Here is a 21,337-nt window from a genome sequence, read left to right on the forward strand (position 1 = left end):
CACAGGCCCGAGGTGCCCGCGGATTTGCTGTCCAGCTCAGTTCCCTTGTGGGAGCGGGCTTGCTCGCGAAAGCGGTGGATCAGTTTGCATTGATGTTGTGTGTGCCGCCGTCATCGCGGGCAAGCCCGGCTCCCACAGGCCCGAGGTGCCCGCGGACTTGCTGTCCAACTCAATTCCCTTGTGGGAGCGGGCTTGCTCGCGAAAGCGGTGGATCAGTTTGCATTGATGTTGTGTGTGCCGCCGTCATCGCGAGCGGGCTCGCTCCCACATGGGTTTTGCGGTGTTATTGAGCCACCGAACATAGCCTGCCCCCGCTTTTGATCGTATGGTGCTCTGGAGTCCAAACCTGATGGAGCCCTATGCTTTTCAATCGATGGTTGTTCATTTTCCCGGCATTGCTGGTCCTGGCCGGTTGCGGCAGTCGTCAGGCCCAGGAGCCTGAGCGCCAGCCTGCCGAGGTCAAGGCGCAGATCGTGCGGTTGTTGCCGGCCAAGACCGCGGATCGCGAAGGCTGGGCCACGGACATCTATGTTGCGTTTACCGCGCAGCAGATCCCGCCTACAACGCAGAATATCTGTTCGGTCCTGGCGGTCACTGAGCAGGAGTCGACGTTCCAGGCCGACCCCACTGTGCCGGGTTTGGGCAAGATTGCCCGGCAGGAAATCGACCGCCGTGCGGCGAAGCTGCATATTCCCGGGATACTGATCAGCGGCGCGCTCCAGGTACGTTCATCCAATGGCAAGAGCTACAGCGACCGGCTCGCCGCGGTACGCAGCGAGAAGGAGCTGAGCGGCATTTTTGATGACTTCATTGGCATGGTGCCGCTGGGCAAAACGCTGTTCGACGGCTTCAACCCGGTGCACACCGGCGGGCCGATGCAGGTCAGTATCGCCTTCGCCCAGGCCAATGCCCTACATTATCCTTATGCAGTGGAGGGTTCGATTCGCAAGGAAGTGTTCAGTCGTCGCGGAGGGATGTATTTCGGCATTGCACATTTGTTGGGGTATCCGGTGAGCTACACCGAACCGCTGTATCGCTTTGCCGATTTCAATGCCGGTTGGTACGCCAGCCGCAATGCAGCATTCCAGCATGCAGTGAGCTGCGCCTCAGGTATTTCCCTGGCACTCGACGGGGACCTGATCCGGCATGACTCCATCATGCCTGGCAGCACCGAGCTGGCGGTGCGCACGCTTGGGAAATCATTGGGAATGCGCAACCCGACCATTCGCGATCAGTTGGAGCAGGGCGACAGCCTGGCGTTCGAGGACAGCAAACTCTACAGGCGCGTCTTCGAACTGGCCGACAAGGCCGAGGGTAAGCCGTTGCCCCGTGCGGTGTTGCCGGGGATCGTGCTCAAAAGCCCGAAAATCACCCGTAAGCTGACCACCGCATGGTTTGCCAAGCGCGTGGATGAACGTTATCAGCGGTGCATGACACGGTCGGCGGGACGGTAGCGAGCAGGATCATGAAAAAAGCCCGGCGGATGAGGCCGGGCCTTTGTCGGGCAGAGCAGGGCGGCAAGTCATGCGCGGTTCTGGGTCAAACGATCGGAACCACTTTCAGCCACGCGGTTCTGGTTCAGGCGATCGGAGCCACCTTCAGCCACGCGGTTCTGGTTCAGGCGATCGGAGCCACCTTCAGCCACGCGATTCTGGTTCAGACTATCCGAGCCACCTTCAGCCACGCGATTCTGGTTCAGACGATCGGAGCCACCTTCAGCCACGCGATTCTGGTTCAGACGATCCGAGCCACCTTCAGCTACGCGATTCTGGTTCAGACGATCCGAGCCACCTTCAGCCACACGGTTCTGGTTCAGACGATCCGAACCACCTTCGGCCACACGGTTTTCAATCAGTCGATCGGAACCGCCTTCGGCAACGACCTGATGGGAAGAAGCGGCAAATACGTTGGCTGCGAGAACCGAGAAAGCGAGGCTGAGGATGATTTGGCGTTTCATGATGGTGTGCTCCGGGGGTGCAGTGGGTTTGTGTGGGGCCATTGTTGCGTCGGACAGTCATCATGAGAACTTCATTGGCGTGATGGTGAACATCGATGGCGGTGATAGCTGGTGGATGTGCAGCTCGTCCACGGACTGGAACATCGGTCGCCCTCGAAGTTCTATCGACTGAACCTTCCCAGGAGGCAGGCTATGTTTCATTTATTCGGCTACAGGCAATCCGGTTCTTCGGCGGTGGAGATTGCCCTGTGCCTATGTGGTGTGCCTTATCGCCGGGTCGATGCCTATTCGACCGAAGATAATGAAGCGGCCAAAGCACTTGAGGCGTTGAATCCTCAGAAACAGGTTCCGACCTTGCGGATGCCGGACGGCTCGGTGCTGACTGAAGCCGCGGCCATCCTCATTCACCTCGGGTTGACCTATCCGGAATCGAAGTTGCTGCCCGAAGACCAGGTCCAGCGTGCACAAACCATACGGGGCCTGGTTTATATCGCCGCCAATTGCTACACACCCATCGGTATCATCGATTTTCCGGAGCGCTGGTTGGTCGAGGCGGATGAGGCGACACGGCAGCAACTGGTGTCGGGCACGAAGCAACGCCTGTATCGCAACTGGGCGTTGTTTGCCGATCAGTTTGCGGCGCAACCGTTCTTCAGCGGCGCCGAGCCGGGAGCGCTGGATATTCTCGCTGCGGTGATTACCAAGTGGGCCGGAACGCGAGAGGCGATGCTCAGCGCCCGACCGGAATTTCATGCGGTGCTGGAACGCATCGACCAGCATCCGCGTGTGGCCCCGGTGCTGTCACTGCATTGGCCTGCGTAGACGTGTCCGAAAGGTCATGGGCATGCCTTTCGAGTGATAGCCTGGGCGATGAGGTTGGCGAGCTGCCGGACATTATCCTGATGAGCCAGCACCAGTTCGTCGAGGGTGTTTGCGGCAGACGTCTGCAGGACGCTGCGGCAGGTAAAGGCGTGGGCTTCGCCGCTCAGGATGCGCAGGCGCCACTGCACGTCCATGCGGGCGTACCGGCCGGGGATCGAGTCGAAGCGTTGTACGTCTATCCGCAGTAACGCTTTCGGCGCGCCGGGATTGCTCAGTTGTTCCTCCAGACTGCTGCGCAGCTCATCCGCCAGGCTGGCGCCCCACCACTCGGTCTCCAGGATCGCCAACCCGCTGTTGCCTTGGCGAATGACCATCTGGGTGCGATCCACCTGAGGCGGGACACTGAGCTGCTCGATCCGGATGTCGAGGCTGGAGAGTGGTTTACCCGTTGGTTGGACCGGGCTCAGCGTGTGGTAATGAATAGGATCGCTGCGGCAGGCACCGAGCAGCAACATCGTGGCGACCAGGGTGAGTCTCAGTATCGGCGGCATGGCACGCGCTCCTGTAATCATTCTTCCACCGGGAATGTGAGAGGGGCGTCCTTGGGACGGCCGCGCAGCAGCGATTCGGGATGACGGCTCAAGTAGTCGGACAGTTCACGCAGCGAGCGCGACATGCGGCCGAGATCATCGAGGGTCTGGGTCAACTGTTCGCGCTGCGGCGAGTCTTCGGCCAGCGTGGCGTTGGCCGATTGCAGGGTCTTGCTGACGTCGTGCAGGGTGTTCTGCACGCCAGGCAGCGTCTTGCCGTTGAATTGCTTCAAGCCCTTGCGCAACTCCACAAGGCTGCCATCCAGGTTGCTGGCGATGCTTTCCAGGGGCAGCTTGTTGATCCGCTCGACCACCGACTGCAGTTGCTCCTGCAATTGCTGGAGGCTGCCGGGAATGGTCGGGATGCTGACGGGGCGGGCGTTGGGGTCGAAAGCGACTTTTTCAGCCTTGGGATAAAAGTCCAGGGAAATGTACAACTGCCCGGTCAGCAGGCTGCCGCTGCGGGCCTGGGCGCGCAAGCCTCGTTCGACGAAACTGCCGATCAGACGGGCCGAGGCCGCTTCGTCTTCCGGGTCGTGATTGAGGGCCTTGAGCAGTTTCTCGTGGGCTTTGCCCAAGCGCTGGGGGTAGATCACTACACCGACGTTGACTGGGAAACTGCGCTGCTTCTCGTCAAAATCCAGGTTGATGGCGACGACCCTGCCCACTTCGACACCGAGGAACTCCACCGGTGCATCGACCTTCAATCCGCGCAACGCCTGGTCGAAACGCAGCGCCAGGTATTGTGCCTTGCCACTGGGCGGCGCCAGAGCGCTTTGCTGATTGGCGAACAGTTCATAGTTCTTGTCTTCGGCTGCCGGCGCATCGTTGGGGCTGTATGCCGGAGCCCTGAACGCGATGCCGCCAACCAGCAACGCCGAGAGTGATTCGGTCCTGACCGCGAAGCCATTGGCGCCGACGTTCAGGTCCACGCCGCTGACGTTCCAGAATCGGGTGTTTTCGGTGACATAGGCGTCGTTCGGTGCGTTGATGAACACTTCAATATTGACCCCTTTGCCGTCGGCATCCAGGGCGTAGGAAACCACCTGACCCACCGGGATCTTGCGCAGGTAAACCGGCGAGCCAATGTCCAGTGAACCGAGGTCCTGGGAGTGCAGAGTAAAGCGCTTGCCTGGTTCGCCGTAGGTGATCGGCGGCGGAGCCTCGAGGCCGATGAACGACTTGGCGCGTACTTTCGAATGTCCGGCGTCGGCCCCGATGAAGTCCCCGGACAGCAACGTATCGATCCCGGAAATGCCACCGGCGCCGATGCGCGGCCGGACCACCCAGAACACCGAGTCTTCGTGAGTGAAGGTATCCGCGTTCTTGGCAAGCTTGACCGTGGCGGTGACGTTCTTCTGGTCGTCGCTCAATTGCACGTCCGTGACCTGGCCGATCACCACGTTGCGGTATTTCACCGCGGTCTTGTTGGCGGTCAGGCCTTCGCCGGTCTTGAAGGTAATGGTGATGGTCGGGCCTTCCTGCAGCCAGTTGTGGACCACCAGCGACAGGCCCACCAGCACCGCTATGATCGGGACGATCCACACCAGCGACACCGACCAGCGACTGCTGGTGACGTGGGCGCGACCCGGCGCAGGTTGCGGTTCGTCAGTGACTTGCGACTTCATCCATGGCCTCCTCGGGTGGGGGGGTATCCCAGATCAGCCGCGGGTCGAAACTCATGGCCGAAAGCATGGTGAACAGCACTACGAGGCCGAAGAACAGGATTCCCGGTCGCGGTTCGATATCGCTCAGTGCCTGGAACTTCACCAGCGCCGCCACCAGGGCCACCACCAGCACGTCGAGCATCGACCAGTAGCCGATGACCTCGACCAGCCGGTACAGCTTGGCCCGCTGCAACTGGGCCCAGGTGCTGCGTCGTTGCACGGTGACCAGCAGCAGAGTCAGGACCACGAACTTGATGCCGGGCACGGCGATGCTGGCGATGAAAATGATCAGCGCGATGTCCCAGGCGCCGCTGCGCCAGAATTCGATCACGCCACTGATGATCGTGCTGTCGGCACCGTCCCCGAGCATTCGGGTGTTCATCACCGGCAGCAGGTTGGCCGGAATATAGAACACCAGCGCGGCCAGCATGTAGGCCCAGGTCCGGGTGAGGGCATCGGGTTTGCGTCGGTGCAGGGTGGCGTCGCAACGCGGGCAGGTCTCTGGCTCATCGGTCATGTCGCAGGCCAGGCCACAGCCGTGGCACAGGCACAGCTCCAGATCACCGGCCAGCGGCGGGGTAGTCGCCGGTTCGCCGTTCACAGGCTGCTCCACAGGTCGCGCACGTCGCGCCCGGCGATCCGGATCATCAGCAGGCTCAAGGCTGCCAGGGCGAACAGACCGATGCCCGGCAGTACGTCGAGCATCCCGGCAAGTTTGATCACCGCCACCAGCGCGCCCAGCAGGCAGACCTCCAGCATGCTCCACGGCCGCAGCGTTTCCAGGCTGCGCATGCACAGGTTGAACCCGGGCGCACGACGATTGGCGTAGGCATGGCCCAACACCCAGAGCAGGAGTGCCAATTGCAGGACCGGTGCGATGATGATAGCCACCGCTGCCACCAGGGCGATGAAAGCAATCGGCCCCTGGCTCAGGGCCACGATGGAATCCCACAGGGTAGCGCTGTTGCTCAGGCCCTGGAAGCGGATGCTCATCACCGGGTAGACGTTGGCGAATGCCCACAGCACCGCTGCCGTCACGCTCAAGGCCAGGCGTTTTTCGATGGTCAGCCCGTTATAGCGCTGGATCACCGCGCCACACCGTACGCACGAGGCCTTCTGATGCGGGACGAGCTCCACCGGCTCGTACACCGCATCGCAATGTTCGCAAATGATCAGTCGCTCGGCGTCGGCCATCGGGGTGCTCGGGCAGGGACAACCCCTTCAATATAGAAGTGGGTTGGGAATGAGCAACCTGACGAGTCGATCATTCGCCGCGAATGTATTGCTCCAGTTGTTGGATCAGGTTCGCCTGTTCGGCAATGGCTTCCTTGACCAGGTCACCGATGGACAGCAGGCCGACGAGTCTGCCGTCGTCGACCACGGGCAAATGTCGCAGGTGTTTTTCGGTCATGATGCTCAGGCAGGTCTCGACGGTCTGGTGCGGATCAATGGTGATCACGGGGGATACCATGATGTCGCTGACCTTCGTACCTACCGATGAGCGGCCGTGCAAAACCATTTTGCGCGCATAGTCGCGCTCGCTGATGATGCCCAGCACTTCATCGTTCTTCACCACCAACAAGGCGCCGACGTTTTTCTCGGCCATGCGCATCAACGCCTGCAATACCATGTCGTCCGGTGAGATGGTGTGCACTTGCTGGTTCTTCTCGTCCTTCATCCGGAGCAACTGCGCGACGGTTTTCATTGGGGGCCTCGGGGTGTTTTGCAGGTGTTGTTAAAGAATCGTAGACCCAGCGGCGCAGGGCAAGCGGTAAAACGGCGGCCAGTCGTCCAAAAACGCCATCGGCGGTGAATTTATCATTGTGGCGAGGGGATAAATCCCCTCGCCACACAGGTTCACTGTTTCCCTGAGAGATGGCGGGTAGAATCACCCCTTACCCAAGATTCGAGGTCACAGCGGTGGATTTACAGCAGGGCTTCGTCCTGACCCGGCATTGGCGCGATACCCCAGCGGGCACCGAAGTCGAATTCTGGCTGGCGACAGACGCCGGGCCACGGCGCGTGCGGCTGGCGGTGCAGCCGTCGGTGGCGTTCGTGCCGCAGCTCCAGCGTGGCCAGGCCGAAGCCCTGCTGCAAGGGGAAAAGGACATTGAACTGCGCCCCCTCGACCTGCTGGATTTTGAGCATCGACCGGTGTTGGGCCTGTATTGCCGCCAACACGCCCAACTGATGCGCCTGGACACGACCTTGCGGCGGGCGGGCGTGGACGTGTTCGAGGCCGATATCCGGCCGCCGGAGCGCTACCTGATGGAGCGATTCATCACCGCGCCGGTCTGGTTCAGCGGTACGCCGGGCACCGACGGCCTGTTGCTGGATGCCCAGATGAAACCGGCCCCCGATTACCGTCCGGCGTTGCGCCTGGTGTCCCTGGATATCGAGACCACGGCCCAGGGTGAACTGTATTCCATTGCCCTGGAAGGCTGCGGCGAGCGCCAGGTGTACATGCTCGGCCCGCCCAACGGCGACGACAGCGATGTGGATTTCCAGCTTGAATACTGTGATTCCCGCACGGTGCTGCTGAAGAAACTCAACGACTGGTTCGCCCGTTTCGACCCCGACGCGATCATTGGCTGGAACCTGGTGCAGTTCGATCTGCGTGTGCTGCACGAGCATGCCCGGCGGCTGGCCGTGCCGTTGCGCCTGGGGCGAGGTGGGGAGGAGATGCAGTGGCGTGAGCACGGTGCGCGCAACAACCACTTCTTTGCCTCGGCGGCTGGACGACTGATCATCGATGGCATCGAGTCCCTGCGCTCGGCCACCTGGAGCTTCCCTTCGTTCAGCCTGGAAAACGTCGCCCAGACGTTGTTGGGGGAGGGCAAGGCCATCGGCACCCCTTATCAGCGCATGGACGAAATCAATCGCATGTTCGCCGAGGACAAGCCGGCCCTGGCCCGCTACAACCTCAAGGACTGCGAGCTGGTGACGCGGATCTTCGCCAAGACCGAGCTGCTCAAGTTCCTGCTGGAGCGGGCCAGTGTTACCGGCCTGCCGGCGGACCGCAGTGGCGGTTCGGTGGCGGCCTTCACGCACCTGTACATGCCGCTGATGCACCGCCAGGGGTTTGTTGCTCCGAATCTTGGCCAGCGCCCGCCCCAGGCCAGCCCGGGCGGCTTTGTCATGGATTCCCAGCCCGGGCTCTACGAGTCGGTCCTGGTGCTGGACTACAAGAGCCTGTATCCGTCGATCATCCGCACGTTTCTCATCGACCCGGTGGGTCTGATCGAAGGCCTGAGGCATCCGGACGATAGCGAGTCGGTGCCGGGCTTTCGCGGCGCACGGTTCTCGCGCACCCGCCATTGCCTGCCGTCCATCGTGGCACGCGTTGCCGAAGGCCGGGAAACTGCCAAGCGCGAACACAACGCGCCGCTGTCCCAGGCCTTGAAGATCATCATGAACGCCTTCTACGGCGTACTCGGCTCCAGCGGTTGCCGCTTCTTCGATCCAAGGCTGGCCTCATCCATTACCTTGCGCGGCCACCAGATCATGCAGCAGACCCGGCAGTTGATCGAAGCACGGGGGCATGTGGTGATCTATGGCGATACCGACTCCACCTTCGTCTGGTTGCGCCGGGCCCATGGCCAGGAGGAGGCAGCCAGCATCGGTCGTGAGCTGGTGGCTTACGTCAACCAGTGGTGGCGCGAATACGTGCATGAGACGTTCGGGTTGCAGAGTGCGTTGGAACTGCAATTCGAAACCCACTTCAAGCGTTTTTTGATGCCGACGATTCGTGGCGCCGAGGAGGGCAGCAAGAAACGCTACGCCGGGTTGGTGACCCGTGCCGACGGCCGCGATGAAATCGTCTACAAGGGGCTGGAGGCCGTGCGCACCGACTGGTCGCCGCTGGCCCGGCAATTCCAGCAGGAACTGTACGAGCGCATCTTCCACCGCAAGCCTTACCAGGATTACGTGCGCGATTACGTCCACCAGACCCTCGCCGGTGCGTTCGATGAGCGACTGGTCTACCGCAAGCGCTTGCGTCGGCCGCTGGATGACTACGAGCGCAATGTTCCGCCCCACGTGCGAGCGGCGCGGACTGCCGACGCGTTCAACCATCGCCAGGGTCGCCCGCGGCAATACCAGAACGGCGGCTGGATCAGCTACGTCATCACCGTCGCCGGCCCCGAGCCCCTGGAAACCCGCAGCGCCGCTATCGACTATGACCACTACGTGAGCAAGCAGCTGCAACCGGTGGCGGATGCGATCCTGCCGTTTGTGGGGGATGATTTTCTGACGTTGGTGGGCGGGCAGATGGGCTTGTTCTGAGGATGCTCGTCATACCCATGACGAAAGGGTGATGACGGCGACCGGCAGGGCAAGCGCGGCGAGCAGCGTCTGGCCGGCGATGATGCCGGCCATCAGGGGGGCATCACCGCCCATTTGCCGGGCCATGATGTAGGACGACGATGCCGTCGGCAGGGATTGGAAAAGCAGCACCGCAATCGCTGCATCGCCCTGCAGGCCGGTCAGCCGGCAGGCGATCAAGGTCACGACCGGCATGATCACGAACTTGGTGAACGAGGACATACCCATCGGTCTCAACCAGCTGTGCGCCGTCTTCAGGTTCAGGGCCGCACCGACACACAGCAGGCCCAGGGGCAGTGACGCCTGGCCGAGTGCCTTGAGTACGGCTTCCGGCCCACGAGGTATTCCTATCCCTGTCCCTTGCAAGAAGATGCCGGCCAGACACGCCAGTATCAGTGGGTTCGTTGCCAATTGCCTGGCGATGAGCTTTATCGGTAACCGTCCCCCGGGACCAAAACGGGCGAACACCAGCACGCAAAGGATATTGACCGTTGGCACAATCGCCGCGTTGGCAACCGCTGCCAAGGTAACGCCGGATGTGCCGAACAATCCGACGGCCGCGGATACCCCCACATAATTATTGAAGCGCACGCCGCCCTGGAAGACTGAGGTGAAGGCTGCGTCATTACCTGGGAAGAGACCTCGCGACCCCACCAGCAATACCGCCACCGTGACGGTCGACAATACCAGCGCCAGAATCATCCCGCCCACCGGGACATCACCGAGCTGGGCGGTTGCAAGGCCATGGACGAACAGCGACGGCAACAGCACGTAGTAGCCCAGCCGCTCGGCCTGGGGCCAGAAACTGTCGGCCAGGAAGTTCGATTGCCTGAGCCAGGCGCCCAATGCGATCAACAAGGCAATGGGAAAGAGGGCAAGCAGCAACGCCAGGGTCATCTTGCATTCACCAATCAATCAAGGAGAACAGAGTCTCTTCAAGGCTGCTGTACAGCCCAGGGGGTTGTATTATTCCTTCGGGGGACAGTGAATAAAAAACGATAATAAATTGATCGATGGTCAATTATTTCTCATCGGTCACGCCGCCACTCCGACAGTTGCGAATTGCCTGTGCCAAGGCCGCAGCCAGACGAGCGACGGGACGGTCCTCGCGTTCTAGCAGGACCACTTGGCGCAGGCCTTGCGGTTCACCGAATGGACGTATATCCAAGTCCTGCAGATACTCGAGATCCCGTGCCGACAAAGGCACCACGGCCACGCCGAGTCCACCCGAAACCATGTGGATGATAGCTTCCTGGCTGTCCAGCTCCATGGCTGTCTGGACCCGCAGGCGCATGCGACGCAGTTCCCGCTCGATGGTTCGTCCTGCCCATGCGCGCCGGTCAAAGCGAATGAAGGGCTGCTCCTGGAGCAATTGTCTCAGGGGCAGATCCTTGAGATGCGGGGGCGCAATGATCCAGAACGCTTCCTGATACAGCGGTGTACTCACCAGCCCGTAGGGATGGGGTTTGACCGGTTGTGTGGTCACGGCGGCGTCCAGTTCGCCGGCTTCGACCCGCGTCGCCAGTTCCGCCGACATCCCGGACGCCACATTGATGCGCAGATGCGGATGACTTTTGCTCAGCGCCGCCAGGGCTGCCGGGAGTATGCCGGCCAGCGCAGTGTGGATCGCCCCGACTCGCAGGCGCCCGCGCAGCTCACTGTTCTCGCCGACGTCCGCAGCGATGCTGTCATACAGTGCAAGGATTTCGTTGGCTCTTTCCACCGCCAGGTGTCCGGCCTCGGTGAGCACCGGCAAGCGTCGAGACCGATCGAACAACGGCGCGTTGAACTCATCTTCCAGGCTTTTGACATGCAGACTCACCGCGGACTGAGTCAGGTGCACCGCTTCGGCGGCTCGTGCAAATGAGCCGTGCCGGGCGATGGCGACCAGTGTGCGCAGTGCTCGTAGGGACATTGTGATTCGCTCTTGGATGGAAAACGCTAGTGGCCTGTACGGTTCAAACAGGCCCCTAGCCGTCGAAAACGCTATCTGCATAATTCCTTGTGGGAGCGGAGCGTGCGTGAAGGCCTGGTTGCGAAAGCGTCATGAAAATTTATCTCAAACCTGAAAATCAAGGCTTTTCATTCATTCGGGAGGAATAAAACCTCTTCACCCCGCCAAGTACCACACTTCAAGGAGAATCTGATGCACGATCTGCGACTCAACCGTGAACATCCCCGAGCGGTGGCCCATGATGCGGTACGGTGTGATCCATATGGAAACGAGCCTGCTCGCGAAGCGGCGTGTCCGTCGACGAAAGTGTTGCCTGGTATTCCGCCATCGTGAGCAGATCGCTCCCGCAGGGGATGTAGTACGAACCTTCCATTCATCCATCGTGCGGCTAGCGCCCTGGTGACTTGAAATGAATCACTCCGTAGTCGCCACGCCTTCAGGTTTGCGTGGCCTGCTCATCCGTTCGATGGGGCCCGTGGCGACGATTGCCGTGGCCCAGCTGTTCGGCACCTCGCTGTGGTTCAGTGCCAACAGTACCGCCGAAGAGCTGATGCGCGCCTGGAACGCGACGTCCACCGACATCGGCTGGCTGACCAACGCCGTGCAGTTGGGCTTCATTCTCGGCACATTGAGCCTGTCGCTCAGTGGCGCAGCCGACCGTTTTCGCGCGAGCACGCTGTTCGTATGCAGCGCCATCGTCGGCGCGCTGTTCAACCTGGGTTTTGCCTGGCTGGCGGAGGGGCTGCTGAGCGGTGCAATGCTGCGATTCGGTGTGGGTATCACGTTGGCCGGTATCTACCCCATGGGCATGAAACTGATCGTGGGCTGGGCGCCGCAGCGTACCGGCCTGGCCCTGGCTCAACTGGTGTCGATGCTGACCCTGGGCACCGCGCTGCCCCATGCCTTGCGGATGGTGGGTGCCGACTGGCCGTGGCAGGCAATCATCACCGCATCCTCGGTGCTGGCGCTCGCCGGTGCGGTGCTGATCGGTGTGTTGGGCGAGGGCCCCCATGCTCGTATCGGCACCGCCCCTGAACCCGGCAAGACCCCGCGACCAGGAGCGATTCTCGGTGCCTTCAGGATCGGTCGCTTTCGGGCGGCAACCCTAGGCTACTTCGGCCACATGTGGGAGCTTTACGCGTTCTGGACGCTGGTGCCGCTGATCGTGAGCCGTACCGGGTTGGCGTCTTCTTTCCCGGCCTTGGGTGTGGCGGGCCTGTCGTTCTGCATCATGGCGCTGGGGGCAGTGGGGACGATCCTGGGGGGGCTGTTGTCCCAGCGTACAGGCAGCGCCAAGGTGGCGCTGGGAGCGTTGAGCCTGTCCGGGGCCTGCGGACTGCTGTTTGTCCTCTGGGCCGAGCATTTTCCGGCGTGGGCCCTGTTGGCGCTATTGGGTGTCTGGGGCGCGTCGGTGGTGGCCGATTCGCCGCAGTTCTCTGCACTCGCGGCCCAGGCCTGCCCGCGCGAGGCCGTCGGCAGCGCCCTGGCCATCCAGAATAGCATCGGCTTTGCCATCACCGTTGTCTCGATTGCCGTCACCAGCTGGTTGTTCGAGCGCATCGGTATCGACGCGCTGTGGCTACTGATACCGGGTCCGGTACTGGGTGTCACCGGATTCATCCTTTCCTCCCGCCAGGCATGAAGCTTGGTTCTGGCGGGCAGGGAGGCGTCAAACCATCGCCAGTCGCTGCTTGTCCTGGGGCTGTGGAAAAATCAGGTCCAGGGCTGCCAGGTCCTGGGGTGCCAATTGCAGGTTCGCCGCTTCGGCGTTCAAGCGCACATGTTCGGGTTGCACAGCCTTGGGAATGGCGATGACCTTGTCCTGGCGCAGCAACCAGGCCAGTGCAATCTGCGCCGACGTCGCACCGTGGCGCTCGGCGATCTGCCGCAGGGTGTGGTCCTTGAGCAGACGCCCACCCTGGCCGACCGGACAATAGGCCATGAGCGGCATGGCGTGTTGCTGGCACCAGGGCAGCAGATCGAATTCGATACCCCGCTCCTGCAGGTTGTACAGCACCTGGTTGGTGGCGCAGGCCGGCGAAGCCAGCTCTTCAAGATCCTCCACATCAAAGTTCGATACACCCCAGCGGCCAATCTTGCCTTCTTCGCGCAGGCGTTCGAAGGCTTCGACGGTTTCTTCCAGCGGGTATTGGCCGCGCCAGTGCAGCAGGTACAAGTCGATGTAGTCGGTGTCGAGTCGCCGCAGGCTGCGTTCGCAGGCCAGCGGGATGCCTTTGCGGCTGGCGTTGTGAGGGTAGACCTTGCTGACCAGGAACACCTGGTCCCGCAGGCCGGTGATCGCCTCGCCAACGACGACTTCGGCACCGCCCTCGGCGTACATTTCCGCCGTGTCGATCAAGGTCATGCCCAGTTCGATGCCCAGGCGCAGGGCAGCTACTTCTTTCTTGTGAGCGGACGGTTCCTCACCCATGTGCCAGGTGCCCTGGCCGATCATGGGAACGGACACGCCAGCCAACTCCAGAGTCTTCATGCCGGTCTCCTATATGCTTGAACATCAGACATGTGGCAGCAGGATAGTCCAAGTGTTCAGGCCGATCGACGAGAAGCCTGCGCCGTTCTTGTGGGAGCGAGCCTGCTCGCGATAGCGGTGGGTCAATTGGCAAAGATGTCGGTGGACACACCGTCATCGCGAGCAGGCTCGCTCCCACACTTCAGACGGCCAATGTGGGAGCGATCAGAGGGTTATTTCGCAGAGAACTTCAGCACCATGGTCTGGGTGTAGGTCTGACCCGGATCAAGTCGCGTGGATGGGAATTTCGGCTGGTTCGGCGAGTCGGGGAAATGCTGGGTTTCCAGGGTGAACGCACCCCAGTGAGGATAGACTTTGCCCTGCTTGCCCTTGATGGTGCCGTCGAGGAAGTTGCTGGTGTAGAGCTGCACACCGGGCTCGGTGGTGTAGAGCTGCAAGCGGCGCCCCGACTGCGGATCGTAGACATCGGCGGCCGGTTTGTTCACATCACCTTGGGTGTCCAGGACCCAGTTGAAATCGAAGCCACCCTGTTTCGGTTCAGCGAACTTGAGTTGTGGATGGTCAGCCTTGATGTGGGTGCCGAAGGCGGTGGGCTTGGTGAAATCCATGGGCGTGCCGGCCACGGGCGCCAGTTCGCCGGTGGGGATGAGCTTGGCGGTCACAGGGGTGTAGTGGGTGGCGTACAGGGTGGCGACCTGTTTCAGGATGTCGCCGTTACCGGCACCTGCGAGGTTGAAATAGCTGTGGTTGGTCAGGTTCAGCACCGTGGGTTTGTCGGTGGTTGCCTTGTAGTCGATACGCAGCTCGTTCTGTTCGGTGAGGCTGTAGGTGACGTCGGTCTTCAGGGCACCCGGGAAGCCCATCTCACCGTCCGCCGACAGGTAGGTCAGGGTCACGCCCACCGAGTCCTTGCCGTTATGGGGCTCGGCTTTCCAGACACGTTTGTCGAACCCTTGCGGTCCGCCGTGCAGGGAGTTGCCGTGATCATTCTGGGGGACCTGGTAGCGCTTGCCGTCCAGTTCGAATGCACCGTCGGCCAGACGATTGCCGAAGCGGCCAATGGTCGCGCCGAAGTACACATTGCCGTTCTTCTGATAGCCCTGGACATCATCGAAGCCGAGTACCACGTCGGCGGCCTTGCCGTGTTTGTCCGGCACGATCAATGACTGGAGAATCCCGCCGTAAGTGATGACGGTGGCCTCCATCCCATGACTGTTGCGCAACACATATTTCTCTACTGCGGTGCCATCGTCGGTCTTGCCGAACGCAGCGCGTTCATTGGTCAGGCCGGCGGCCTGGGAGGCAGAGGTGGCGATCATCAGAGACACTCCGAGGGCCGTGAGCAGATGTCTGGATTCAAGCATGGTAGACCTTCCTTCCTGTGGTTTTGTTGTTGTTTTGAACGCGGGTCGAGTCGATTACTTGGTCGGACAGCGGTAAGGTTTTTTTTGTTCAGTAGTCTATCTATTTGACGGATTAGAAGGGATTTATAGCCACAAATCGAAATTTATCAATTAAAAAGTAATACTAATTAAGCGAGACGAGTCTTGCCCAAGCGTCAGATGCCACACGCAGTACTGCACTTTTAGGGTTTTTGTCGCTCTATCCATGGCCAGGAAGCGGCGACTCCCCACCGCTTCCCCTGCCCAGATCGAGATTCAATGGCCGGTGTTTCCTATTGTCTGATGGTGTTACGACGTTGCTGTCCCGCGCTCCTGGGTGGGGCGTTGATATTGCTCAGTGGTGGTTGCAGCCGCCAGCAGGGCCAGGACATGGTCACTCAGTTCAGCAACACTCGGCCCCAGGAGTTCTTGCAGACCAGCGTCGATCGCATGGCCACGTTGTCGATGCACGACAACCTGCAGAGTCTCTACCTGTTGATGAGCAAGCTTTACCTGCGCAATCCCCAGGAGTTGCGCAAATCCGGCTTCCTCGATGCCCGCACGGCGGAAAAGCAGGTGCGCATGGCTATCGAGCAGCAGCAACCCTTGCCGACCCTGGGCGGCAAGAAGGACCTGGCGGCCCTGAGCTACGCCATGAGCCCGGAGTTTCTCGGTGATCGGGTCGGTGCGTTCATCTATGCCATCGGCAGCATGCTGGTGACCGCCCATGGCAATCGGCTCGAGTTCTACATGACCGACACCATTGACCCGCGCTTTGTCAGCAACGCGGCGCGCAATATCGAAAAAGCTACCTGGATACTGAGTCAGCGACAGGATAAGGACGGCAACCTGCTGCTGTTTTCCAACGAAATCTCGGAGGAGGGCAGCAATCTGAGTTTCGCTGTGGAGTTCGGGAAGATCGTCGCACGGCTGGACTTGCTGACACAGATGCTGGATGAGCGTTATCGGCGGATCGGGCTGAACTATGCGCAGAGTCTGCTGTTTCTCAACTTCTTGCCGGTTCAGTAGGCTTCGGGGGAAAAGGCATAAAGATAGATCACAACGTTATAGGTCGGTTATAAGAAAAATCGCTATGCTCGCGGCGAGATTTTCCACGCGGTTATGCTGAGACGGGTTTGATGGATTTCGGTAATGTCGGTTTAGTCGCAGCTGGCCTGGTGGTCGGCTTCATCGTCGGAATGACCGGTGTCGGCGGCGGTTCGCTGATGACTCCCATTCTGCTGTGGTTCGGTATCAACCCTGCGACTGCGGTGGGGACGGACTTGCTGTACGCGGCCATTACCAAATCCGGTGGTGTGCTGGTGCATGCCAGGAATCGCAATATCGATTGGGCAATCACTGGTTGGCTGACCTTGGGCAGTGTGCCGGCGGTCGGGCTGACGCTGTGGTTTCTCAGCAGCCTGCACAGTTCGCCGGATGCCATGAACGCCGTCATCAAGCAGGCCCTGGGTTTCGTGCTGTTCGTCACTGCCCTGGCAATCCTGTTCAAGAAACGTCTGTTGCAATTCGCCCATGATCGCGCTGGCGGTCACTACAATCCCTCCGGCACGCGACTCAATGTGCTTACGGTCGTTACCGGCCTGGTGCTGGGCACAATGGTCGCGTTGACCTCCATTGGTGCCGGCGCCCTGGGCACCGTCGCCTTGTTCATTCTCTACCCGTTCCTGGTCACCAAGCGCCTGGTAGGCACCGAAATCGCCCACGCTGTGCCACTGACCCTCGTTGCCGGCCTCGGCCATGCAAGCATGGGCAACATGGACTGGCACATCCTCGGTTATCTGCTGGTTGGCTCGTTGCCGGGTATCTACCTGGGCAGTCATTTGTCGGGACGCATCTCCGATGAACTGCTGCGCCCATGCCTGGCGGTAATGCTGGCGATGATCGGGTTCAAATTGGCGTTCTGATTGCTGTGGCCGGACACAGCTCTCAGGCATTTCACAAGACCCTGTGGGAGCCTGCTCGCGATAGCGGTGGGTCAATCAGCATTGATGTCGACTGACACACCGTCATCGCGAGCAGGCTCGCACACAGTAGTCCGTGTCTGCCTCTGCATCGACTGACTCCCTCCCGCACCATGGTTGCGCAATAACCCCGCTGACCTAAGCTTCATGGCAGGCTGGCGCAATATTGGGCGACTCTCTCGCGGAACAATTGTCGCCCTGTGCAATCAGTACAGCGTGAATATCAAAAGGAGAGGCGCATGCTCATTCGGTCGTTGACCTTGGCAACCTTGCTGGCCGTCGCCGGCCCCCTGTTCGCCGCTGATGGTGACTCACCCCTGGCGGCGGAGGTGGGCCGGTCCCGCTCCCTGATCGTCATCGCGCCCAGTACCGTGGACCCTGCATGGGTCAGCCTGAAGAAAGCCCTGGGCGAACCGGCGGGCAAGCAGGGTTTTTCCGAGCGCAACATGGTGCTCTACACCGTGCTCAACACCATCGGGCAGCGCGACGGCAAGGATCTGGATCCCCAAAGCACCATGGCGCTGATCCGTTCGCTCAAGCTGGGGGCTGGTGCCCAGACCAAGATCATCCTGGTGGGCAAGGATGGAGAAAAGAAGCTTGAGCATTCCGGGGCGATCGAACTGAAGGAACTCTTCGACACCGTCGACAAGCTTCCCGCGGCGGAGAAAGAAGCAACGCCGCCCGCGCCAGCTCCAGCGCCTGAAGTCGCACCGGCCAAGGATGCGAAGGGCGCGAAAGCCGGCAAGGCAGCCAAGCCTGCGGCTGCACCCAAGCCGTTGGATGATTGACTTCAAGGAGATGACTTTCCTGGCGGCGGTTGTGGGAGCAAGGCTTGCCCGCGATGAGGACGATACGTTCTTCAGCGGAATCGCGGTGCCTGTATCGCGAGCAAGCTTTGCTCCCACAGTTTGCTCCGGCAGCGATCCCTTGCCTTATCGGTCTTCCAGTGCCGTCAGGATCCGGTGCGCGGCCTTCACCCGTTCCTCGATGGGGTAGTTCCTGTTCGCCAACAGCACGATGCCCATGTTCTTGCCAGGCACGAAAGCCGCATAGGCGCCGAAGCCACCGGTCGACCCGGTCTTGTTGATCCACGCGCCGTTCGGGGCCGGGCGGGGCGGGTCAAGAGGTTCGACCTTGTTCGGCTTCATGGCAACTTCCACCGAATTACCAGCCAGCAGCTCGCTTACTGTCACCGGGTAAGGGTAGAACTCCCAGCCCAGTCCCTGGGTCATGCCGCCAACCTTGTAGAACCCGGTGTGGGTGGTGGAGATGGCTTGCTGCAGATCAGGGTCGAGTTTTTCCGGCCGCAGGTTGGCCTCCACGAAACGGATCAGGTCCGAGGCGCTGGTTTTCACACCATAGGCCTCGGAGTCCATTGCCCCGGGACCGACCCGGACTGGTTTGCCGTCCTTAGCGTAGCCTTGGGCATATCGGTTCGCCTCTGATGCCGGCACTCGCAGGTAACTGTGCTTGAGGCCCAGGCCCGGCATCAACGTCTGCTCCATCGCCTCATCGAAGGGGCGATCCAGGCTGCGGGCTGCCAGATAGCCGAACAGGCCGATACTCGGGTTCGAATAGAGTCGTTGGGTGCCCGCCGGGTAAAGCGGGTTCCAGGCCTTGTAATAATCGAACATCCGGTCCGGGTGATCCGCGGCGTCGGGAAATTGCAACGGCAACCCACCCGCGGTGTAGGTGGCGAGGTTGAGAAGACTGATGTTTTCCAGGGCTGCACCGTGCAACTCGGGGGCGTAGCGGCCGGCCGGATCCGATAGCGACAGCTTGCCCCGGGCCTGGGCATAGGCGCCGAGGGTCGCGGTGAAGGTCTTGCTGACCGAGCCTATTTCAAAGAGGGTCTGGTCTGTGACCGGCTGTTTCGTCTCCCTGGAGGTCACGCCGTAATTGAAATAATGGGGCTGGCCGTCCAGCGTGATCGCCACGGCCATGCCGGCGATGTCCTGTCGTTTCATCAAGGGTTCGATAACCGCATTGACGGTGTCTTCGAGGCGATCCTGGGCAAAGCCCGGCATGATTCCACACCCCAGCAAAAAGGTGCCTGCGAGTATCGATCGGGTCATTTGCATATTGACCGTTCTCCATGAATGGCAAGAGTTCAAGCCGCTCTGCATCCGGCAGCCTTGACGGCTCAATGCACTGTTGGGGTGCATGCTTTGGAGCGCACTCTAGGAAGTTTTCGGTGACCAGGCAACCCGAGGCCTTCCGCTTGAGGGCAGGTTCCGAGTCATCCGACGAGGGAGAAAGAGCAATCCTACAAAAAGCCTGGGTCGCGCAGGCCGGTTGTCCATTGGCAAACCACCACAAATCCATGGCCTCCGGGTAGACTTGCGCTCTTTCCAGAGGAGTTCACATGAGTTACTACCAGCCCGGCATTCTTGCCACCCCTGTTCCGCCTCAGGCCCGTCACTTGTTTTTCGCCCTGGAATCGGTCGAGGCGCTGCCGGCTGCGATCGACAGGTTGGTGCTGCAACTGGACGGTCGTGAGGTGATCGGTCTTGGCGAGTCGCTGGTCCAGGCGTTGGGCGCGCAGATCGAAGGCTTGCGGGCGTTTCCTGCCCTGGCGGGCGTGGGCGTGGACAATCCTTCGACCCAGCACGCATTGTGGTGCTGGCTGCACGGCGAAGACCGTGGCGAACTGCTGCACCGCAGCCGCGCCATCGAGGCGGCGCTGGCACCGGCGTTGCGCCTGGTGCAAATGAACGAAACCTTCCGCCACATGACCGGCCACGACCTGACGGGTTACGAAGACGGCACCGAGAACCCGCACGACGAAGCCGCCATCGCCGCGGCCCTGGCACAGGGCGCCGACGGGCTGCGAGGCGGCAGTTTCGCGGCGATCCAGCAGTGGCAGCACGATCTGGACGGCTTTGCGGCCCTGCAACCCCACGAGCGCGACAACATCATGGGTCGGCGGTTGAGCGACAACGAAGAGCTCGACGATGCGCCGGAGTCGGCCCACGTCAAACGCACCGCCCAGGAAAGCTTCGCGCCAGAAGCCTTCGTCGTGCGCCGCTCCATGCCGTGGATCGAGGGGGATCGGGCCGGCCTGATGTTTCTCGCGTTCGGTTTCTCCCTCGACGCTTTCGAGGCGCAACTGCGGCGCATGAGCGGTCTTGAAGATGGCATCACCGATGGCTTGTATCGCATGAGTCGGCCAATTACCGGCGGCTACTACTGGTGCCCGCCGTTGCTGGACGGGCGCCTGGATCTGCGGGCCCTGGTCGGGGGTTGTGCAAAAGCGTGACGTGAACGCTATTCTTGGCCCCGGATGTCTACCGTGAAACAGGGGAAGCAGCGTGGATAAAGTCATCGTGATCACCGGTGGTGGCCGTGGTATCGGGGCGGCTACGGCGTTACTGGCTGCCGAACTGGGGTATCGGATCTGCATCAACTACCAGTCCGATGAAAACGCCGCGCAGGATGTGCTGGCGCAGGTCCGCGCCAAGGGCGCGCAGGCCATTGCCGTGCGCGCCGACGTGAGCATCGAGGATGAGGTGATCGGCCTGTTCAACCGGGTGGATGCGGAGCTGGGGCGCGTCACGGCACTGGTGAACAACGCCGGTACCGTCGCGCACAAGTCCCGGCTCGATGAGATGTCCGAGTTCCGCATCCTCAAGATCATGAAGACCAACGTGCTGGGGCCCATTCTCTGCGCCAAGCACGCCGTGCTGCGCATGTCCCCCCGGCATGGCGGGCAGGGCGGCAGTATCGTCAACGTGTCATCGGTGGCCGCCCGTCTGGGCTCGCCGAACGAATACGTCGACTATGCCGCTTCCAAGGGCGCGCTGGATACCTTCACCATTGGCTTGTCAAAGGAAGTGGCTGGCGAGGGTATCCGCGTCAATGCGGTTCGTCCGGGTTACATCTACACCGATTTCCATGCACTCAGCGGCGATCCGGAGCGGGTCAGCAAGCTGGAATCGGCAATCCCCATGGCCCGGGGCGGTCGTCCGGATGAAGTGGCCGAAGCGATTATCTGGCTGCTGTCGGACAAGGCTTCGTATGCCACCGGGACGTTTGTGGATTTGGGTGGGGGGCGCTGAGTTTCGTCAGTACCCGCCCCATCGCGAACGGGCTCGCTCCCACAATGAATCTCCGGTGGTCTTGTACTCAGGTTCACAGCGGGTCATGTGGGAGCGAGCCTGCTCGCGATG

The 21,337-nt window shown here is 61.2% G+C and carries 20 protein-coding genes; 9 read left to right on the plus strand and 11 right to left on the minus strand.

The annotated features are described in order from the left end of the window. Positions 1-359 precede the first annotated feature (359 nt). Positions 360-1,454 carry a DUF1615 domain-containing protein gene (locus AD665_RS07300; RefSeq protein ID WP_053191539.1) on the plus strand — a complete coding sequence of 365 codons (1,095 nt, stop codon included), beginning with the start codon at positions 360-362 and terminating at the stop codon, positions 1,452-1,454. Positions 1,455-1,522: 68 nt separating this feature from the next. Here the strand turns inward: AD665_RS07300 and AD665_RS07305 are convergent, their stop codons facing one another. Beyond that, positions 1,523-1,957, minus strand: coding sequence for a hypothetical protein (locus AD665_RS07305; protein ID WP_053191541.1), 435 nt, complete (start codon positions 1,955-1,957; stop codon positions 1,523-1,525). Positions 1,958-2,149: 192 nt separating this feature from the next. On the opposite strand from AD665_RS07305, the gene AD665_RS07310 reads away from it, so the two are divergent. Further along, positions 2,150-2,779 (plus strand): glutathione S-transferase family protein, encoded by a 630-nt coding sequence (locus AD665_RS07310; protein ID WP_053191543.1) that lies wholly within the window; start codon positions 2,150-2,152, stop codon positions 2,777-2,779. Between the two features lie 14 nt (positions 2,780-2,793). Here the strand turns inward: AD665_RS07310 and AD665_RS07315 are convergent, their stop codons facing one another. The 5 genes from AD665_RS07315 to AD665_RS07335 form a co-directional block, all read right to left on the minus strand. Beyond that, positions 2,794-3,330, minus strand: coding sequence for a PqiC family protein (locus tag AD665_RS07315; protein WP_053191545.1), 537 nt, complete (start codon positions 3,328-3,330; stop codon positions 2,794-2,796). Positions 3,331-3,347: 17 nt separating this feature from the next. Then, the gene (locus AD665_RS07320; protein WP_053191547.1) at positions 3,348-4,997 is read right to left on the minus strand and encodes a PqiB family protein; all 1,650 of its coding nucleotides are present in this window, start codon (positions 4,995-4,997) and stop codon (positions 3,348-3,350) included. Continuing rightward, positions 4,978-5,637 (minus strand): paraquat-inducible protein A, encoded by a 660-nt coding sequence (locus AD665_RS07325; RefSeq protein ID WP_024781334.1) that lies wholly within the window; start codon positions 5,635-5,637, stop codon positions 4,978-4,980. Before AD665_RS07325 ends, AD665_RS07320 begins: the two co-directional genes overlap by 20 nt. Further along, the gene (locus AD665_RS07330; protein ID WP_024781333.1) at positions 5,634-6,230 is read right to left on the minus strand and encodes a paraquat-inducible protein A; all 597 of its coding nucleotides are present in this window, start codon (positions 6,228-6,230) and stop codon (positions 5,634-5,636) included. The genes AD665_RS07325 and AD665_RS07330 overlap by 4 nt, the downstream gene beginning before the upstream one ends. 70 nt (positions 6,231-6,300) lie before the next feature. Next, positions 6,301-6,741: a CBS domain-containing protein gene (locus AD665_RS07335; RefSeq protein WP_024781332.1), complete on the minus strand. Its 441-nt coding sequence runs from the start codon at positions 6,739-6,741 to the stop codon at positions 6,301-6,303. A gap of 215 nt (positions 6,742-6,956) precedes the next feature. Between AD665_RS07335 and AD665_RS07340 the strand changes: the two genes are divergently transcribed. After that, entirely contained in the window at positions 6,957-9,320 is a 2,364-nt protein-coding gene (locus AD665_RS07340) for a DNA polymerase II (protein WP_162232175.1), read from the plus strand. Positions 9,321-9,329: 9 nt separating this feature from the next. Here the strand turns inward: AD665_RS07340 and AD665_RS07345 are convergent, their stop codons facing one another. Next, entirely contained in the window at positions 9,330-10,256 is a 927-nt protein-coding gene (locus AD665_RS07345) for an AEC family transporter (protein WP_024781330.1), read from the minus strand. Positions 10,257-10,380: 124 nt separating this feature from the next. Continuing rightward, positions 10,381-11,274, minus strand: coding sequence for a LysR family transcriptional regulator (locus AD665_RS07350; protein WP_024781329.1), 894 nt, complete (start codon positions 11,272-11,274; stop codon positions 10,381-10,383). 448 nt (positions 11,275-11,722) lie between these two features. Here AD665_RS07350 and AD665_RS07355 point away from each other — a divergent pair, with 448 nt between their 5' ends. After that, a complete protein-coding gene (locus AD665_RS07355; protein ID WP_024781328.1) occupies positions 11,723-12,955 on the plus strand; it encodes an MFS transporter in 1,233 nt (410 codons plus the stop codon). 27 nt (positions 12,956-12,982) lie between these two features. Here AD665_RS07355 and AD665_RS07360 read toward each other — a convergent pair whose 3' ends face one another. After that, on the minus strand, positions 12,983-13,804 hold the full coding sequence (locus tag AD665_RS07360) for an aldo/keto reductase (protein ID WP_024781327.1): 822 nt from the start codon (positions 13,802-13,804) through the stop codon (positions 12,983-12,985). 212 nt (positions 13,805-14,016) lie between these two features. Further along, positions 14,017-15,168 (minus strand): aldose epimerase family protein, encoded by a 1,152-nt coding sequence (locus AD665_RS07365; RefSeq protein ID WP_024781339.1) that lies wholly within the window; start codon positions 15,166-15,168, stop codon positions 14,017-14,019. 321 nt (positions 15,169-15,489) lie between these two features. On the opposite strand from AD665_RS07365, the gene AD665_RS07370 reads away from it, so the two are divergent. The 3 genes from AD665_RS07370 to AD665_RS07380 all read left to right on the plus strand — a co-directional run bounded on the left by AD665_RS07370 (position 15,490) and on the right by AD665_RS07380 (position 17,956). Further along, the gene (locus AD665_RS07370; protein WP_231995066.1) at positions 15,490-16,215 is read left to right on the plus strand and encodes a hypothetical protein; all 726 of its coding nucleotides are present in this window, start codon (positions 15,490-15,492) and stop codon (positions 16,213-16,215) included. 110 nt (positions 16,216-16,325) lie between these two features. Then, positions 16,326-17,111 carry a sulfite exporter TauE/SafE family protein gene (locus AD665_RS07375; protein ID WP_024781341.1) on the plus strand — a complete coding sequence of 262 codons (786 nt, stop codon included), beginning with the start codon at positions 16,326-16,328 and terminating at the stop codon, positions 17,109-17,111. A gap of 296 nt (positions 17,112-17,407) precedes the next feature. Next, positions 17,408-17,956, plus strand: coding sequence for a DUF4174 domain-containing protein (locus tag AD665_RS07380; protein ID WP_053191552.1), 549 nt, complete (start codon positions 17,408-17,410; stop codon positions 17,954-17,956). A 144-nt stretch (positions 17,957-18,100) separates the two neighbouring features. Here the strand turns inward: AD665_RS07380 and ampC are convergent, their stop codons facing one another. Beyond that, positions 18,101-19,249, minus strand: coding sequence for a class C beta-lactamase (gene ampC / locus AD665_RS07385; protein ID WP_024781343.1), 1,149 nt, complete (start codon positions 19,247-19,249; stop codon positions 18,101-18,103). A gap of 284 nt (positions 19,250-19,533) precedes the next feature. On the opposite strand from ampC, the gene AD665_RS07390 reads away from it, so the two are divergent. Both AD665_RS07390 and AD665_RS07395 read left to right on the plus strand, forming a co-directional pair. After that, positions 19,534-20,427, plus strand: a complete 894-nt coding sequence (locus tag AD665_RS07390) for a Dyp-type peroxidase (protein ID WP_024781344.1) — start codon at positions 19,534-19,536, stop codon at positions 20,425-20,427. Between the two features lie 52 nt (positions 20,428-20,479). Next, positions 20,480-21,226, plus strand: coding sequence for an SDR family oxidoreductase (locus AD665_RS07395; RefSeq protein WP_024781345.1), 747 nt, complete (start codon positions 20,480-20,482; stop codon positions 21,224-21,226). Positions 21,227-21,337: the final 111 nt, after the last annotated feature.

The sequence above is a fragment of the Pseudomonas corrugata genome, assembly GCF_001269905.1.
GTDB lineage: Bacteria > Pseudomonadota > Gammaproteobacteria > Pseudomonadales > Pseudomonadaceae > Aquipseudomonas > Aquipseudomonas corrugata.